The sequence below is a fragment of the Bacillus sp. NPDC094064 genome (genome assembly GCF_050279585.1).
Taxonomy (GTDB): Bacteria; Bacillota; Bacilli; order Bacillales; family Bacillaceae_G; genus Bacillus_A.
On record NZ_JBNNUI010000004.1, the window covers coordinates 120,669 to 138,450 of the forward strand.

Consider the following 17,782-nt stretch of genomic DNA (forward strand, 5'->3'; position numbering starts at 1 on the left):
ACCGTTCCTTTCCTCTCTCTATATTAACATGACTAATAGAGAGAAGAGAAATAACGGTTATTTTCCTTCATATATAATACAGGCTTATATTAGCATAAAGGGAAGTGACGAGAATAGCACAACTATTCTCGTCCAAAATTACTCCTTGGATGAAGGGGTTTTCATCTATTATATTAACAGAGCTTTATTAATATTTAATTAAGCCATTGTTAATATATTGTAAACATCCATCATCCTATTTATCAGTTGCCGATTTTGGTAAAACAACCGTAAATGTTGTCCCTTCTCCAACTTCACTATCCACTGTAATTGTACCGTGATGCGCCTCAACTAAATGCTTTACAATCGATAACCCAAGGCCTGTACCACCAGTATTTCTACTTCTCGCTTTATCCACTCGATAAAAGCGTTCAAAAATACGTGGAATTTCATCTTTACTAATACCAATTCCAGTATCAGATACTTTTATATAAGCATTATATTTATCTTCTGCTAACTCTACAGAAACAACGCCTCCAGCTGGTGTATATACGACTGCGTTATTAATTAAATTTATAAAGATTTGTTTCAATCGGCTTGGATCTCCAATGACAGAAACACGTTTCAATACATTCACTTGTAAAGAGATTTCTTTTTCGCCTGCCTTATTATCCAGCACCATATGAATATCTTCAAGAAGCCCCTTCATATCAACGGTCCCCATATTTAATTTAAACCCTTGTTGCTCAATCTTTGACAAATCTAATAAATCTTCAATTAAGCCTTGCATGCGTTCACTCTCTTTTAAAATAATGTGTAAGAAATGTTCGCAGAATTTTTTATTATCCATCGCCCCATCCAAGAGCGTTTCTGAAAAACCTTTAATAGAAGTAATTGGCGTCTTTAGTTCATGCGAAACATTCGCTAAGAAGTCTTTTCTCATTTGTTCTAACTTCTTCAGCTCAGTAATGTCATGGAATACGAGAACAATTCCTTTCCACTCATGGTTTGTCCCAATAATTGGCGCTCCGTATACTTCAAAATGCTTTCGCTCAATACCAAGTAGCAACAACATTTGTTTACGCACTTTCACTTCTGTCATAAAGATTTCTTCCACAAGCTCTATAATTTCTGTATGATGAAACGACTCGTAGTATAAACGATCTAAATATTCTTCGTCTGTTACGTGGAAAGTCTCCTTATACGAACGGTTTACAAGATTTATATAACCGCGGCTATCAATTAAAATCATTCCACTTCCCATATTTTCAATTAATGTGTGCAAACGGTCTTGTTGCATTTCTTGTTCAAGTGTCATCTCTTGTAAGTTACGCGCTAAAATATTAATTGCTTTACTCAACATCCCAGTTTCATCCGAATGACTTTCGTATGCACGCGCTTTATAATTACCCTTCGCTAATTCGATTGCAACTTTCGTAACTGATTCAATCGGCCTAATGTACTGCCCTGTAATTTTCACGCCTAGAAATACGACTACGAGACAAGCGATAACAAATCCGATAATTAATAATCCCCACGTTTTTTGGTGAACATCCCTCAAAGTATCAATTGTACTTTTCACCAAAATATATCCTTGTTTTCCCTCTACATCCTGAACAAATATAGCATGATAAAACTCATTCTTTTGATCCGTTTCTTTCGTAATAACCTTATTTCTTTGTTTCGCTGTTTCGGAAGAAAGTTCTTTAATTATCTCTGGACTAAATGCAGCTTGTTGACCTTTGCCTTTGCTATATTGAACTTTCTTTTTTTCATCCACAAATATAATAGAAGCTGGTATTTTCTCTTCTAACTTTTCAAATACATACGGATTTTTTAAAACATCATCAAAACCTTGTTCTTCTGCTAATACTGCGACATACCCTGTCTCTTTTACCATTCTCTCTTTAGCATGATCTATATAGTAGTTTTCAAAAACAGTTTCTAGCAATAAACCTAGTCCGACTAATATAAACACAACAAGAGAAACAAATGTAAAAAGAAGCCTGGAACGAAATTTATTCATCCCCCTTCGGCTCCTCTAATTTATATCCTAAACCACGTATCGTTTTAATGTACGTCGGTTTTTTCGTATTTTGTTCAATTTTATCGCGCAAGTGGCTAATATGGACATCAACAATTCGTGTATCACCAGCAAAATCATAATTCCATACAGCACTTAATAATTGATCACGCGTCAACACGCGACTTTTATTTTTCGCAAGATATACAAGTAGTTCAAATTCTTTTGGTGTTAATTCAAGCTTTCTGCCTTGGAAATAAGCCTCATAAAACTCCGGTAAAATTTTAAGTTCTGCAATTATAATGCTATCTTCGGCTGGTGCTTCTACAACTTGTTCTTCTTGTTGCAATTTCGTACGACGTAAAATCGCCTTCACACGGGCAACAACTTCCCTTGGACTAAATGGCTTCGTCATATAATCATCTGCCCCAAGTTCAAGACCTAGCACCTTATCAAATTCATCATCTTTTGCTGTTAACATTAAAATCGGCGTCATGACACGCTGCAATCGTAATTCTTTACAAACTTCCATACCATCCATTTTCGGAAGCATTAAATCTAATATAATTAAATCTGGACGTTCTGTTGTCGCTTTTTGAAGCGCCATTTCTCCATCCATCGCTGTTATCACTTCAAAACCAGCTTGTTGTAAATTAAATTCAATTAAAGTTAAGATAAACTCCTCATCATCAACTACTAAAATACGATTGTTCATTCTTTTCCTCCAAGTTATAGACTTGAAACCTTCTTCATCCTAGTATTTTCCCCGTTATTCTCATCATACTAGAAAACAGGTTCCCCCTCAATATAATTGTCTATTCATGGAGTTCGTTTGTATACAACTAAGAAAATAGAAGTAATTACACTTCACCTTCAACTACACAGGATTTTGCCAAACTTTATAGATCGCTCTCTCTTTTTTAAAGCTCACTTCCGTATGAACTATAAAATCTTGATTTTGCGCTAGGAAAAACGAAAGAGCATATGCTATTTTATAATCCGGTGTTTCATATCCATCAAATACTCTCCCATACATTTCATTCGCGACCCCGTCGGCCCACACTTCAGCTTCCCTTATCGTTTCAAAGATTATATCCTCTCTTTCCCATTTCACAGTTATATCCCCCTTTCAAAAAAATAGCGCTAGCTTCCTTATTAAAGGTATGCTAGCGCTATTCGTATTTTCATCTTTTAAAAATTATCTAATGCTTTTTCCATAATAGAAACTGATTTATAAGGCGGTGTTACTGTTAATGAGCCTTTCACAACAGTATCTCCTTTTTCATCATGAGCAGATACAAGCATATCAATTGTATGTTCCTCCTCAGAAACACCCACAACTTCAAAGTGGATTTGTAACGTTTCATAATGGTGAACATGCTTCACGAACGTAAGGTCCTTCCTAGTAATATGACTACCTGGACCTGGTAAATATTTCGTAACTGCCGTTGTAATCATCCCAGTTAGCATAATGCTTGGTACAATCGGCTTTTCATACGGAGTTTGGGATGCGTAATCATGCTGAATATATAATGGATTGGCATCATTCGTTAATCCTAAGTACAATAACAAATCTTTATCCTCAATTTTTTCAGTGATAGATAATTTCTCTCCTACTGTAATTTCATCCATTTTACGACCAATTTGAACTTTTTTCTTTAACATGTTACAACCCCCTCCGATTTTTTCACCTTATTATCCTACTAAAAGCGATACCTTATCCGAAACTTACTATGATGAGGGCAATGTATAGTATAAGTCTATTGTTTCATTATAGGATACACCAAATGATAGCGTTTTCATATTATTTCAAAAAAACATTTTAATAAATAGTAGAAAAAGATTCGGGGCCCCGAATCTTTTTCCGCTTATATTTAATTATTAAACAAGAACTTTCATAACGTTACGTACAGATTCTACAGAGCGATCTAACGCTTCTTTTTCCTCTGCAAGAAGTTCTAACTCAATAATTTTTTCAATTCCGTTACCACCTAGAATTACTGGTACCCCTAAGTAAAGGTCACTATAACCATATTCACCTTCAAGGTACGCAATAGCCGGTAATACACGACGTTGATCTTTTAAGATTGCTTCTGTCATTTCAACTAAAGAAGCAGCTGGTGCGTAATATGCACTACCGTTTCCTAATAAGCCTACAATCTCGCCGCCACCTTTACGTGTACGTTCTACAATTGCTTCTAAACGCTCTTTCGGAATTAACGTTTCTAACGGAATGCCACCTGCATAGGAATAACGTACAAGAGGTACCATATCGTCACCGTGTCCACCAAGAACAAATCCTGTAATGTCTTTCACAGAAAGATTTAATTCTTGCGCAATGAATGTACGGAAACGAGCTGTATCTAATACGCCCGATTGACCGATTACACGTTCTTTCGGGAATCCCGCTTCTTTAAATACAGAATATGTCATTGCATCAACTGGATTTGTTAATACAAGAATAATCGCATTTGGTGAATGTTTTGCAATGTCGCGCGTAATACTTTTCATAATTTTAGAGTTTGTTGCTACTAAGTCATCACGGCTCATACCAGGCTTACGTGCAATACCTGCTGTAATAACGACAACGTCAGAATCAGCAGTATCTGCGTAATCAGATGTTCCAATAATGTTAGCATCAAAACCTTGTACTGGGCTCGCTTCTAACATATCCAACGCTTTCCCTTTTGTTGGATTTTCCAGTTGTGGAATGTCCACTAATACAACATCTGCAAGTTCTTTTTGTGCTAATAAGAATGCTGTTGTTGCTCCTGTAAATCCTGCACCGATGACTGAAACTTTCTTGCGTTTGATTGTCATAATTTACCCCTCACTTTAATTATGCGTTTTTGATTATCGCTACATCCATGTTTTTAATAAGTTCATTAGCGAACTCAGAACATTTCACTTCTGTTGCGCCTTCCATTAGACGAGCGAAGTCGTATGTTACTACTTTTGATGCAATTGTTTTCTCAACTGAAGCTGTTACTAATTTCGCAGCTTCGTTCCATCCTAAGTGCTCTAATAATAATACACCAGAAAGAAGTACAGAAGATGGATTTACTTTATCTAAACCTGCATATTTTGGAGCTGTACCATGTGTAGCTTCAAAGATAGCATGTCCAGTCACATAGTTAATGTTTGCACCAGGTGCAATACCAATTCCACCTACTTGTGCAGCAAGTGCATCAGAGATGTAATCTCCGTTTAAGTTCATTGTTGCAACAACATCGAACTCACGTGGACGAGTTAAAATTTGTTGTAAGAAGATGTCTGCAATAGAATCTTTTACGATGATTTTTCCAGCCACTTCCGCGTCTGCCATCGCTTTATTCGCTGCATCTTTTCCATCTTTTTCAACGATACGATCATATTCAGCCCAAGTAAATACTTTGTCGCCGAATTCTTGTTCCGCTACTTCATAACCCCAGTTTTTGAAAGCACCTTCTGTAAATTTCATAATGTTTCCTTTATGAACTAGTGTAACAGAAGAGCGTTTTTCGTTAATTGCATATTGAATTGCAGCACGAACAAGACGCTTTGTCCCTTCTTCTGAGATTGGCTTAATACCAATACCAGATGTTTCTGGGAAGCGGATTTTATTAACACCCATTGCTTCTTTTAAGAAAGCAAGAACTTTTTCTGCTTCTGGAGATCCTTGTGCATATTCAATTCCAGCATAAATGTCTTCTGTATTTTCACGGAAAATAACCATATCAGTATCTTCCGGACGTTTTACAGGTGAAGGAACACCTTCAAAGTAACGAACTGGACGTAGACATACATATAAATCTAATTCTTGACGAAGCGCTACGTTTAGAGAACGAATACCACCGCCAACTGGAGTTGTAAGTGGGCCTTTAATCGCGATTAAATATTCACGGATTAAATTTAAAGTTTCTTCTGGTAACCACTCGCCTGTTTGGTTGAATGCTTTTTCCCCTGCAAGCACTTCTTTCCAAACGATTTTCTTCTCACCATCATAAGCTTTTTCCACTGCCGCTTCTAGTACGCGAGATGCTGCTGCCCAAATATCAGGACCAATTCCATCTCCTTCGATAAATGGAATAATCGGATTGTTTGGTACATTCATAACACCATTAGTTACAGTAATTTTTTCACCTGTCGTCAATGTGATAACCCCCATGTTTGAAATTTCATATGTATGAAACTGAGGGAATAACCCCTCAGTTCAAACCGTTAGTCAAATTAAAATATTCTAATCATTACATCTTTCCGAAAAAATCAGACTTTTGAAAGCGTATTTTCACTATCAAAATAGTGTTTTTCGCTTATCGTTGTGCAATTGGAACATACACTTGATGTGTTGGTCCGTTATAATCAGCACGCGGACGGATTAAACGGTTGTTTTCATATTGTTCTAGAATATGAGCTAACCAGCCTGACATACGGCTAATTGCAAAAATAGGTGTAAATAAGTCATGGTCAATTCCTAAACAATGGTATACAGAAGCTGAATAGAAATCAACATTTGGTGGAAGACCTTTTTCTTTTGTTACAATGTCTTCAATTTTGATAGACATATTATACCATTTGTCTTCTCCTAAAAGCACGCATAATCTCTTAGACATTTCACGTAAATGTTTTGCACGTGGATCACCATGCTCATATACACGGTGGCCAAATCCCATAATTTTCACTTTATTTTGAAGAGCATTATGAATATATGATTCTACATTTTCTTCTTCGCCAATTTCAGTTAACATCTTCATTACATTTTCATTTGCCCCGCCGTGAAGAGGACCTTTTAATGCACCGATTGCTGCTGTAATACCAGAATATACATCTGAAAGTGTAGCTACGCAAACACGTGCAGTAAATGTAGAAGCGTTTAACTCATGATCCGCATGAAGGACAAGCGCCTTATCAAAAGCTTCAATTTCAACTTCATTTGGCTCGCGGTCATTTAACATGTACAAGAAGTTTGCAGCTAATGATAACTCTTTTTTCGGCTCAACAACGTCTAAACCTTTACGAATTCTCGCATAAGCAGCAATTAACGTTCCCACTTGAGCCTGTAATTTAACCGCTTTCAAATAATTGGACTTCCCATCCATAATTTCAGCGCTCTCATCGTATAATGATAGCATGGAAATTGCAGTTCGTAAAACAGACATCGGATGTGCGATTTTTAAATCTACTTGTTTCAAATATGTTAAAATCTCACCTGGAACTTTATAATATTCAGATACAGTATCTGTAAATTCCGCTAGTTCTTTTTCGTTAGGAAGCTTGCGGTGCCATAATAAGTACACTACTTCTTCAAACGTAGCATTCTCAGCTAAATCATCAATATTATACCCAACATAAGTTAATGTATCATCAATAATAGAGCTCACAGATGATGTTGTTGCTACTACCCCTTCTAAACCTCGAATAACAGTCATGACATTCTCTCCTTTTCCTGAAAATTCTCCCAACCTTGCTCCTTATATCTATTTGCTCCCCTTATAAATTATGAACGCCCGTTCACTCTTTAGGCAAGCAAAATGCACGATCATGCAAATTTTTTGCGATGTTCCCCTCTTAATGTCCATTACCAACATGGAAAGCATGAGCGTGAATGTCTCCCCGAATCCTCACGCTCAAAACAACAAGTTAGTGAGGAAAATGAATTCCGAAGAGTTTTATGATAAAAACAACATAAAACAATATCATTATAAAATTGTTTTATGTTGTTTTTATTTTATCTGGTGTAAAGTCTCTGCTGTTATGTAACTTTTCAAAGTTTCTAATCCTATTATAAACAATTATCTGACTTTTGTGAACAGAAAGAATTCAAAATTTTTATATTACTATAAAATTCCTTATTTAAACATCTGTATAATACTCATAACTGCATAGGCAATTCCAGCCCCAATTAACGGACCTACAGCAACCCCATTAAATAAGGCAACCGCTATAATTGTCCCAAAAACAAGCGCAGTTGTAATATGAGGATCCGTCGCCAATAATTGCACGCCGCCTTTCGCTAACAAAGCAACCGCTACCCCTGAAGCTAGAGCAATCCATGCATAATACGATTTTGCCGCTTCTCCCAGTTGTTTAAAACCGATTTCTCCCGTCGCAATCGGTACGAGTACTGCTATTGTAATGACTGTTACACCGAGGTTAATCCCTTTCGTTTGTAAATAAGGAAAGACTTTATCTCCTAAAAACGTAAACTTCAATAAAAACAACACACCAATCGCTACAGTAAGCGACTGGTTTTTCGCAATAAGTCCTATGATAAGTAGTATGAATAAAAATAACGTCGACTGACTAATCATGATTACACTTCCTTTCTGAAAATAATGAACTCGTTTCCAAACGAAAATACCTTTAAACCCATCGTTATACATGCCATATCCACCCATATTTGCCAATGACAAACAGGAAACAACTTCATTTTTATATGTATTTTTACATTACAAAACGAGACTTTAACACAAAAAATTAAAGCATGTATACAATTTTGAAAACGATTGTCTCTCCTTTCTTTTCTAATAAGAAACAGGTAAAATAAAAAGAAGAGAAAATGAAGTTTTTACCATATAGTAGAGGCATCAACAACAAGCTTTTACAGTCATTCATATACCGAAAAAAGCAGGATAAATCCATCATTCCACTATAACATAAAGTGAAACTTTAATCAGTGAGGACACACTCGTTATAAGTTGAACAGATTAGGATAATACAAATCGGAATGGGAGGTATACATCTTTGAACCGAAACTTACTATATATGATATTGCGACTTATATTTGTCATTGTAGCAACGGTAGTTGGGTTCTATGCATTGTTATATATGTCAGGGCTTATCTATCCTTTTATTATCGCTTTTGCATTTGCTTATTTGATTAATCCTGTCGTCAATTTTCTTAATCAAAAACTACAATTTCCTCGCGCACTGGCAGTACTCGTTAGCTTAATTCTCGTATTCGGAGCTATCGTCGGACTTGTTACATACCTTGTAACGGAAGCAATATCCGCCACAACATACTTACTACAAATTGTTACAGTGAAGTTTCCAGATATCGTTACATTCGCTCAGCAATTTGCACTTAATCATATTATGCCTCTCTACGATGATTTAATCTCAAAATTTAATCATCTCGGAGAACCACAGCGCTATACGATTACACAAAACATTCAAAACTTAGGAACTGAAGCAACGACGCAAATGAAAGAACTTTTAACAGCTATTATAAGCGGGTTAACAAATTTCATTAGCGCATTACCAACGACTTTAACTGTCCTTGTATTCGTTTTATTAGCCACTTTCTTCATTAGTTACGATTGGCACCGTCTTGCTCAGAAAGTAAGAAAATTGCTCCCTAATCGGGTACACGGCTACGGAAAAACGATTTTTGTCGATTTAAGAAAAGCATTGTTCGGTTTTGTTAAAGCACAACTTACACTCGTATCTATGACAACCATTATTGTACTAATCGGGCTTTTAATATTACGCGTACCATACGCTATTACTATCGCAATTATTACAGGAGTTGTAGATTTACTCCCGTATTTAGGAACAGGAGCTGTCTTCGTTCCTTGGGTTATATACGTATTTTTCACTGGCGACACCGCATTCGCCATCGGTCTTCTCATTTTATACATCGTCGTGATTGTCCAAAGACAAATTATGGAGCCTAAAGTACTTTCCTCTAACATCGGCCTCGATCCATTAGCGACACTAATCGCTCTATTTGTCGGCTTTAAGCTCTTTGGTTTCTTAGGATTAATCATCGGTCCAGTCACATTAGTACTACTTAATACATTACACAAAGCTAACGTATTCCATGACTTGTGGAAATATATTAAAGGATCACCTTCAAAATAATAATTTCTAATTCATATACAACAAAAAAACTTAACTGTAATCAGTGGGAAATTCCCACTGATTATTCCTTATACTTATTTTTCACACTACTCACATGCAATAAGAGAATTTCCCATAAAAAGGATAATACTCTTGTTTTTTTGCATAAAAACGCATATTCTGAGGTATTTTTACATATTTATTCTATCTGTTTTATAATTATTACTTACATTTATTACTTTTTATGTAAATGAATAAATATACAAAATGGTATAATAGAAAGCTTAATCTACGTTTTTCCTACTCTTACCTAACCCCTTCGCCCGATCGATCCTTTATTTAGCATAATTTCTATTCGCCAAAAACGAATAAAAGCTAACATCACATATTTAATCGAACCCGAACAAAGGCTCAAGCGAAAACACACAACAAACATACTAAAGTAGAACTTCTATCAGCAGTCCCCCTATTACCCACACTTTCACTGAACAAAAAAATAGTGCTTAGATTGATATAATCTAAGCACTACTTCTGAATAATAATAGTAGATCTCTTCCTAAATTTCCATTCCATCCATTTCATAACAAGCGGTTTCAACAAAGCCCTCGTAACAGGGATAACAAAAATAAAACCCATTACATCCGTCACATAGCCAGGAAGCACTAAAAGAATACCTCCTACAAACACAAAAATACCATCTAGTACCGACTCACCTGGCATTTCCCCTCTATTCAACTTAGATTGAATCTCTCTAAGCACTTTAAACCCTTGCCTTTTCGCCAAATATACACCTACAACACCAGTAAATATAATCATAGCGAACGTAGACCATAGACCTATTAGATGACTCGATCCAATTAAGACTGTAATCTCAATCGCCGGTATTAAAATCAACAAGAATAGCAACCATTTCATAGTGCCACACCTCTTTCATACTTCGTTTTAAACACCTCTATAACGCCCGTACAAGCCTTTTAGAAACGAGAATACTTTCCTGTTACCCCTTCACAACAAACGGTTTTTACAAGTGTTTTCAAGCTCCTCAAACTATTCACATCCTATTTTTGTGTAAAAAAAAGAGAAGGACTCCGATCCTTCTCTCCGTATTACTTATAGCACTTCCGCATGTCCATTATAAACAATTCCGCGTGCTGCATCAACTGTTACTTCTTGGCCATTTTTTAAAGTTGTTGTTACGCCGTTTACACCAACGATAACAGGAATACCGATTGATACACCTACAACAGCCGCATGGCTTGTTAGACCGCCTTCCTCTACAACTAGAGCAGCAGCTTTTTCAATTGCAGAAATCATATCTTTATCAGTGCTTGTTGTAACAAGGATATCACCTTTGTTTACGTTCGCTACAGCTTCAGCAGCTGTTTTCGCTACAACTACTTTACCTTTTGCAGCTTTACGACCGATCCCTTGCCCTTTAGCAACTTCTTCACCAACAACGTGAATTTTCATTAAGTTTGTTGTACCAGTTTCAGCAACTGGAACACCAGCAGTGATTACTACAGTGTCTCCAAGTCCGATAAGACCTGCATCCATACCTGTTTGAATTGCTGTATCTAACATTTCGTCAGTAGAAGCTGCGCGCTTCCCAGCCATAAATGCTTGCACACCCCAAACAAGCGCAAGACGACGTCCTACTTGCTCGTCAGTTGTTACAGCTACGATTGGAGATTTTGGACGGTATTTAGAGATCATTTTCGCAGTATATCCACTTTCAGTTGGAGCTACGATTGCAGCTACACCAAGAGCAAGTGCTGTATGCGCAACAGATTGGCTAATTGCATCTGTAATTGTTGGAGTGAACTCTTTAATACGTTTTTTGAACATATCTTCATATTGTAATGATTTTTCAACACGTACCGCAATGTTAGCCATCATTGTTACTGCTTCTACTGGGTATTGACCAGCAGCTGTTTCACCTGAAAGCATGATTGCATCTGTACCATCGAAGATTGCATTAGCTACGTCACTTGCTTCTGCACGAGTCGGACGTGGGTTACGTTGCATAGAGTCTAACATTTGCGTTGCAGTAATAACCGGTTTACCTAACACGTTACATTTTTTGATTAGACGTTTTTGTACTAATGGTACTTCTTCTGGCGGAATTTCTACACCCATATCACCACGAGCTACCATTAAACCGTCAGAAACTTCTAAGATTGAATCGATATTATCGATACCTTCTTGGTTTTCAATTTTCGGTACAATTTGGATGTATTGAGCGTTATGCCCTTCTAATAATTCACGAATTTCTAATACGTCAGATGCTTTACGTACGAAAGATGCTGCAATGAAATCAACTTTTTGCTCGATACCGAAGATGATATCTTGTACGTCTTTTTCAGTGATACCAGGAAGCTTAATGCTTACGTTTGGTACGTTAACACCTTTTTTATTTTTTACAGTTCCACTGTTTAAAACTTTTGTACGGATGTTTCCGTCAGCTTTTTCGATCACTTCAAGCTCGATAAGACCGTCATCGATTAAAATGCGAGAGCCTGGGTCTACATCGTCATAAAGACCAGCATAAGATACAGAGAACTTCTCTGCAGTACCTAATACTTGCTCAGTAGAAAGAACTACTTCTGCACCTGTTACAAGCTCAGCTTGTCCATCTACGAAGTCGTGAGTACGGATTTCTGGACCTTTTGTATCAAGTAAAATACCAACTGTTTTACCAGTTCTCTTTGAAGCTTCACGGATGTTTTGAATACGAGCGCCGTGTTCTTCATGGCTACCGTGAGAGAAGTTTAAACGAGCAACGTTCATACCCGCTTCGATTAATTGCTCTAATTTCTCAATACTTTCACTAGCAGGACCTATAGTACATACAATTTTAGTTTTACGCATATTGCACCTCCGAAAATTATGAAACCGTTCCCAAATATCTGACATTAAGCCGATTAGATGGATAATTCTTTAGATAATTGATACATATCTTTATCGATTGTATGCTTTTGAGCTAACGCTTCAATGATATCATGGTCAACAAGTTTGTTATCTTGAATACCTACACAACGTCCACCTTTACCAGCAAGTAATAATTCAACTGCTCTTGCACCAAGACGACTTGCTAATACACGGTCTTGTGCACTTGGTGATCCACCACGTTGTACGTGACCTAATACCGTTACACGAGTATCGAAACTTGTTGCTTCTTCAATGTGCTTACCGATGTCAATTGCACTTCCAACACCTTCAGCTACAACGATAATACTGTGCTTTTTACCACGTTCACTACCACGTTTCAGACGAGCGATAACATCATCCATGTCATACTTCTCTTCTGGAATTAAAATTGTTTCTGCACCATCAGCTAAACCAGCCCATAATGCGATATCACCAGCGTGACGTCCCATTACTTCAATAACATATGTACGTTCATGAGATGTAGCTGTGTCACGAATTTTATCAATTGCATCAATAACAGTATTTAAAGCTGTATCGAAACCAATTGTGAAATCTGTTCCAGGAATATCATTGTCGATTGTACCTGGTACACCAACACATGGGAATCCTTGCTCAGTTAATTTTTTAGCACCTTGGTAAGAACCATCTCCACCAATAACAACAAGCCCTTCGATACCGTGTTTCTTTAATTGCTCGATACCCTTTAGTCTTACTTCTGGATCTTTAAACTCCGGACATCTTGCTGTATATAATTTTGTACCACCGCGGTGGATAATATCGCCAACAGAACCAAGTTCTAATTTTTCAATATGACCAGAAATTAAACCAGCGTATCCATGGTAAATACCATATACTTCAATATCATGGAAAATCGCTTTACGAACAACTGCACGAATGGCAGCATTCATACCAGGTGAATCTCCACCACTTGTTAATACACCAATACGTTTCATTTGTACTCACCTCATAAAGATTATTTGCCTTATATTAAAATAACACGAAAAAATACAAAATTACAATGGAGAAGATGTGTCTTTTCATAATAAAAAACGTGCATTCGCGAAGTGGAACGCACGCTTTTCTTATTTTATCCAAATGGAAGCGTTTGAAAACGAAACTTGCCCAATTTTCATATATTTTTCATAACGTTTTTCGATTAATTCATCTTTCGAAATTCCGTTTAATTGTTCAAAAGTTTTTCTAATCATTAAATCTATATTTTCCGACTGCTTCAAAATATTACGGTGTGCTCCACCTTTTGCTTCTGGAATAATTTCGTCAATTACACCTAATTCTTTCAAATCTGCCGCTGTAATTCTCATCGCTTCTGCAGCTTCTTTCGCTTTTCCTGCATCTTTCCAAAGAATTGCTGCTGCGCCCTCTGGTGTAATGACAGAATAAGTGGAATTTTCTAGCATATGAATGTAATCCCCTACTCCAAGACCTAGCGCACCACCACTACCTCCTTCACCGATAACGATACAAATAACAGGTACTGTTAAACCTGCCATTTCAAATAGGTTACGGGCGATCGCTTCACTTTGACCACGTTCTTCAGCAGCTTTACCAGGATAAGCTCCTTTTGTATCAATGAAACAAATAATTGGACGATTAAACTTCTCCGCTTGCTTCATGAGACGCAGTGCTTTTCGATATCCTTCTGGATGAGGCATCCCAAAGTTACGACGAATATTTTCTTTCGTATCTTTTCCGCGCTGATGCCCAATTACAGTTACAGGCATCCCCTTATATTTCGCAATGCCGCCGACAATCGCTGCATCATCACCAAATAGGCGATCTCCATGACATTCGAAAAAATCAGTAAATAAGTGCTCAATATAATCGAGCGTTGTCGGTCGTTCTGCATGACGAGCAATTTGAACACGGTCCCATACTTTCATATTGCCGTATATATCTTCCTCTAACTTTTCTAACTTGTCTTCCAAAATACGAATCTCCTCGCTGAAGTCCATCTGGCTGTTTTTCGTATAGTCTTTCAGTTCACGAATCTTATTTCTTAGCTCAACAACTGGTTTCTCAAATTCTAGCTCTGCCATACAGCCATTTCCCCTCCTTGATGAACTTCTAAAATCTTGCGAAGTGATTCTCTCATATCATCACGATGCACAACCGCATCTAATTGACCATGATCTAGTAAGAATTCTGCCGTTTGGAAATCTTCCGGTAGTTTCTCACGCACGGTTTGTTCAATTACACGTCTACCGGCAAATCCGATAAGTGCGCCTGGTTCTGCAAGATTATAATCACCAAGTGAAGCGAAACTCGCTGAAACCCCGCCCGTCGTTGGATGAGTCATAACAGAAATAAATAATCCTCCTGCATTACTATGCTTTTTCAAAGCTACGCTTGTTTTTGCCATTTGCATTAAACTTAATATCCCTTCTTGCATACGGGCACCACCCGAAGCAGTAAAGATAATAAATGGAACTTGTAAGTCGTATGCCTTTTCAACCGCACGGGCAATTTTTTCTCCTACTACAGAGCCCATGCTCCCCATTCGAAAACGAGAATCCATTACTGCAACAACAACAAGCATGTCATCAATTGTTCCTTCACCAGTTACAACCGCTTCGTTTAATTCAGTCTTCTTACGATCGCTCTCTAGTTTCTCTTCATACTCAGGAAACTCGAGTGGATTTAACGAAACCATTTCTTTGTCATACTCACGGAATGACCCTTCGTCCAATATACTATCAAGACGTTCCCATGCATTCATAGGATGATGATATCCACAGTTCACACATACTTTTAAATTTTTTAAAACTTCTTTCGTATACATGATTTTTTTACATTTCGGACATTTTGTCATAACGCCATCCGGTACATCTTTCCGTACTTGTTCTGAAGGTATTGCAGCGTACTTTTTCTTTTTCACGAATAAATCTCTTAGCACAATTTGACCCCCTTCGTTGAGAGCTAAGGTTAGCGTAAGAAGAAAATTGGGCTAACACCAAAGTTTGATGTTAGCCTTGTCTTCTCAATCTGTCTAATAACCTCTCTCTTTACGTTTAACTTTAACCGCTATGCGGTAGAATGTTTGTCATAACGTGTCATGGTCATTTCGACAAATTTTATACATTACGAGTGAAACTGTATATTCTCTACTAATTCATCGTAAATTTTTAGTGCATCATTTTCTTGTTTTTCTTCCAAAGTCGCATAAAGCTTTCTATACAAATCGATAGAGTCCCCTGAAACTTCACAAGAAAGAGTTGCTACGTAATCATTTACGATCATCCAGATGCGATATAGTAAATAATTATCAACTTGTTCAATAAGTGTTTTAAAGAACGTTTGATGAAGCGTTGGAATTGAGCTTTCATTCTCTTCAAGCACTTGATCTAATTTCCTTAGTACTTTAGAAAACGTTTCTTTCGGTAAATTACATACAATACGAATCATATCTTTTTCAAGCAATCGTTTCGTTTGTAATAAATCACGAATTGTCTTCTCATCTTGCAGTAAAAACGGAGCAATTAATTGTACAAGACCGTTATCGTAAAAGTTTCGAATAAACGTCCCTTCACCACGTCTCGTTTCAATTAACCCTACAAGTTCTAGAGCACGCAACGCTTCTCTTACAGAGGAACGTCCAACGTTTAAGCGTGAACTTAACTCACGCTCAGACGGCAAACGATCCCCCGCTACCAATCCATCCTCTTCCATAATGGAACGGATTTTTTTTACAATTTCGAGATATACTTTTGTATTTGATGATGTCAATGGAAATTCCTCGCTTATTCTTTACCAATCAGCGCTAATTGTTTTGTTTTCTCAGCGATCTCATTCGGATCTACTTGACGGCGAGCTACTCCTGTCTCCATTGCTGCTTTCGCAACATAAGCCGCTACTTGAGGCGCTACACGCGCGTCAAACGGTGCTGGAATGATATAGTCTGCATTTAACTCGTCTTCTGCTACAAGTTCAGCAATAGCCTGTACAGCTGCCATCTTCATTTCTTCGTTAATTTGTGTCGCATGTACATCAAGTGCTCCGCGGAAAATACCAGGGAACGCTAATACATTGTTTACTTGGTTCGGGAAGTCAGAACGACCTGTTCCAACAACAGCTGCGCCCGCTGCTTTTGCCAATTCTGGCATAATTTCTGGAACCGGATTCGCCATTGCAAAAATAATCGCGTCGTCATTCATTGTACGAACCATTTCTTCTGTTAATGCACCTTCTGCAGATACACCAATAAATACGTCCGCACCTTGTACTACATCAGCTAAAGAACCTTCAATACGATTCTTATTTGTATATTTTGCAACTTCATCTTTCACCGGATTCATACCTGTAGGACGGCCATCATAAATCGCGCCTTTACGGTCACACATAATGATGTCGCGTACACCATAACGATATAAAAGTTTAATAATTGCAATACCTGCTGCACCTGCGCCATTTGCAACAACTTTAATGTCAGACATTTTCTTTCCAACTAATTTCAGCGCGTTCACAAGACCTGCTACTGTTACGATAGCTGTTCCGTGTTGATCATCATGGAAGATAGGAATATTTGTTTCTTTTTTCAAACGTTCTTCAATAATGAAGCAGTTTGGTGCTGCGATATCTTCTAAGTTAACACCGCCAAAAGTTGGCTCCATTAATTTTACAGTTTCAACAATTTTATCTACATCGTTTGTATTTAAGGCAATTGGGAATGCATCTACACCAGCAAAGCTCTTGAATAATACAGCTTTACCTTCCATTACTGGAAGAGATGCTTCAGGTCCAATGTTACCAAGACCAAGTACAGCTGTTCCATCTGTCACAACTGCTACCATATTTCCCTTCATCGTATATTCATATACCTTACTTTTATCGTCATAAATTTCTTTACAAGGCTCTGCAACCCCTGGAGAATATGCAAGACTTAAATCTTTTGCATTTTCTACTTTTACTTTTGATACCGTTTCTAATTTTCCTTGATGCACTTTATGCATGTGAAGTGCTTCTTCACGAAGTGTTGACAAACTATCCACTCTCCTCAAATTATTCTAGCTGATA

The 17,782-nt window shown here is 37.4% G+C and carries 16 protein-coding genes; 1 reads left to right on the plus strand and 15 read right to left on the minus strand.

Features of this window, described 5'->3' with window-relative positions; all coding sequences use genetic code 11:
- Nucleotides 1–235 precede the first annotated feature (235 nt).
- From phoR to ACQKNI_RS11170, 8 genes are all read right to left on the minus strand, one after another.
- Complete coding sequence (gene phoR / locus ACQKNI_RS11135; RefSeq protein WP_098841308.1) at nt 236–2,005, minus strand: sensory box histidine kinase PhoR; 1,770 nt, start codon at nt 2,003–2,005, stop codon at nt 236–238.
- Nucleotides 1,998–2,717, minus strand: a complete 720-nt coding sequence (phoP, locus tag ACQKNI_RS11140; RefSeq protein WP_088230815.1) for a two-component system response regulator PhoP — start codon at nt 2,715–2,717, stop codon at nt 1,998–2,000. The genes phoR and phoP overlap by 8 nt, the downstream gene beginning before the upstream one ends.
- 162 nt (nt 2,718–2,879) lie before the next feature.
- Nucleotides 2,880–3,116: a hypothetical protein gene (locus ACQKNI_RS11145; RefSeq protein WP_088230816.1), complete on the minus strand. Its 237-nt coding sequence runs from the start codon at nt 3,114–3,116 to the stop codon at nt 2,880–2,882.
- A gap of 77 nt (nt 3,117–3,193) precedes the next feature.
- The gene (locus ACQKNI_RS11150; RefSeq protein ID WP_088230817.1) at nt 3,194–3,667 is read right to left on the minus strand and encodes a MaoC family dehydratase; all 474 of its coding nucleotides are present in this window, start codon (nt 3,665–3,667) and stop codon (nt 3,194–3,196) included.
- A gap of 216 nt (nt 3,668–3,883) precedes the next feature.
- Nucleotides 3,884–4,822: a malate dehydrogenase gene (gene mdh / locus ACQKNI_RS11155; protein ID WP_088230818.1), complete on the minus strand. Its 939-nt coding sequence runs from the start codon at nt 4,820–4,822 to the stop codon at nt 3,884–3,886.
- A gap of 19 nt (nt 4,823–4,841) precedes the next feature.
- The gene (gene icd / locus ACQKNI_RS11160; RefSeq protein ID WP_000206898.1) at nt 4,842–6,134 is read right to left on the minus strand and encodes an NADP-dependent isocitrate dehydrogenase; all 1,293 of its coding nucleotides are present in this window, start codon (nt 6,132–6,134) and stop codon (nt 4,842–4,844) included.
- Between the two features lie 160 nt (nt 6,135–6,294).
- Nucleotides 6,295–7,443 (minus strand): citrate synthase, encoded by a 1,149-nt coding sequence (gene citZ / locus ACQKNI_RS11165; RefSeq protein ID WP_140417363.1) that lies wholly within the window; start codon nt 7,441–7,443, stop codon nt 6,295–6,297.
- Between the two features lie 387 nt (nt 7,444–7,830).
- The gene (locus tag ACQKNI_RS11170) at nt 7,831–8,292 is read right to left on the minus strand and encodes a DUF441 domain-containing protein (RefSeq protein WP_000625505.1); all 462 of its coding nucleotides are present in this window, start codon (nt 8,290–8,292) and stop codon (nt 7,831–7,833) included.
- 433 nt (nt 8,293–8,725) lie between these two features.
- Between ACQKNI_RS11170 and ytvI the strand changes: the two genes are divergently transcribed.
- The gene (gene ytvI, locus ACQKNI_RS11175) at nt 8,726–9,844 is read left to right on the plus strand and encodes a sporulation integral membrane protein YtvI (protein WP_088230821.1); all 1,119 of its coding nucleotides are present in this window, start codon (nt 8,726–8,728) and stop codon (nt 9,842–9,844) included.
- A 504-nt stretch (nt 9,845–10,348) separates the two neighbouring features.
- On the opposite strand, the gene ACQKNI_RS11180 is transcribed toward ytvI, so the two are convergent.
- The 7 genes from ACQKNI_RS11180 to ACQKNI_RS11210 form a co-directional block, all read right to left on the minus strand.
- Nucleotides 10,349–10,738: an FxsA family protein gene (locus tag ACQKNI_RS11180; protein WP_088230822.1), complete on the minus strand. Its 390-nt coding sequence runs from the start codon at nt 10,736–10,738 to the stop codon at nt 10,349–10,351.
- A gap of 195 nt (nt 10,739–10,933) precedes the next feature.
- Nucleotides 10,934–12,691, minus strand: a complete 1,758-nt coding sequence (gene pyk, locus ACQKNI_RS11185; RefSeq protein ID WP_088230823.1) for a pyruvate kinase — start codon at nt 12,689–12,691, stop codon at nt 10,934–10,936.
- A 53-nt stretch (nt 12,692–12,744) separates the two neighbouring features.
- Nucleotides 12,745–13,704: a 6-phosphofructokinase gene (pfkA, locus tag ACQKNI_RS11190; protein ID WP_088230824.1), complete on the minus strand. Its 960-nt coding sequence runs from the start codon at nt 13,702–13,704 to the stop codon at nt 12,745–12,747.
- 129 nt (nt 13,705–13,833) lie between these two features.
- Nucleotides 13,834–14,808, minus strand: coding sequence for an acetyl-CoA carboxylase carboxyl transferase subunit alpha (gene accA, locus ACQKNI_RS11195; RefSeq protein ID WP_088230825.1), 975 nt, complete (start codon nt 14,806–14,808; stop codon nt 13,834–13,836).
- Nucleotides 14,796–15,665, minus strand: a complete 870-nt coding sequence (gene accD / locus ACQKNI_RS11200; RefSeq protein WP_427282370.1) for an acetyl-CoA carboxylase, carboxyltransferase subunit beta — start codon at nt 15,663–15,665, stop codon at nt 14,796–14,798. Before accD ends, accA begins: the two co-directional genes overlap by 13 nt.
- 185 nt (nt 15,666–15,850) lie before the next feature.
- The gene (locus ACQKNI_RS11205) at nt 15,851–16,495 is read right to left on the minus strand and encodes a FadR/GntR family transcriptional regulator (RefSeq protein ID WP_149178053.1); all 645 of its coding nucleotides are present in this window, start codon (nt 16,493–16,495) and stop codon (nt 15,851–15,853) included.
- A 14-nt stretch (nt 16,496–16,509) separates the two neighbouring features.
- A complete protein-coding gene (locus ACQKNI_RS11210; protein ID WP_161508111.1) occupies nt 16,510–17,718 on the minus strand; it encodes an NAD(P)-dependent malic enzyme in 1,209 nt (402 codons plus the stop codon).
- Nucleotides 17,719–17,782 lie beyond the last annotated feature (64 nt).